Annotated in this window: 1 protein-coding gene; it reads right to left on the bottom strand. The window is 50.2% G+C overall.

What is annotated here, in order from left to right; translation table 11 throughout:
* Positions 1-78, bottom strand: a 78-nt coding sequence (locus J3481_RS14415; protein ID WP_206832812.1) for a transposase, incomplete at its 3' end; no start/stop codon positions are given.
* Positions 79-480: the final 402 nt, after the last annotated feature.

Below are 480 nucleotides of genomic sequence, written 5' to 3'. Positions count from 1 at the left end.
CGGGCACACGAAACCATCCTTCCACCGCAGCTTAATGAGGTGCTCTTCACAGGCTTTTTCATCTGCAAAGCGGGCCATGAACTCTGCAAGGTTCACCCTGAACACCTCGCCCCGTACGTATGTTCTGACCCGATTCTACCACCTGCGCCCCACTCTGACCACTGGTTCTTGCGAGTCTTGATATGTATGTCTGGAGATGTAATTGTATTGAGCAGAATCTGCGCATTGGCCAGATAATTACGCACGAGTTGTTCGATTCCCAGCCATGTCCCGAGGAAAAAGCCATGCTTGGCGAACATACACTTTGGACTTCCCTTCCTCGGTATGGGATGTGGGTACCATTTTCTTTCCGAGCGATAGGGCGAAGCCCTCCTCTATGTTCAAAAAGCCCTTGTCGCACAAGGGCTCGTGATCCTGCAAAAGCCTCAAGTAATAGTTTTAGATGGATTCAAATACAAGAACCCTCCCGTGGCTTGATGA

The sequence above is a fragment of the Alicyclobacillus fructus genome (assembly GCF_017329605.1).
In the GTDB taxonomy this organism is placed as follows: Bacteria; Bacillota; Bacilli; order Alicyclobacillales; family Alicyclobacillaceae; genus Alicyclobacillus; species Alicyclobacillus fructus.
The sequence above is the reverse complement of the archived record's forward strand: the minus strand, read 5'-3'. Positions and strand labels throughout refer to the sequence as shown.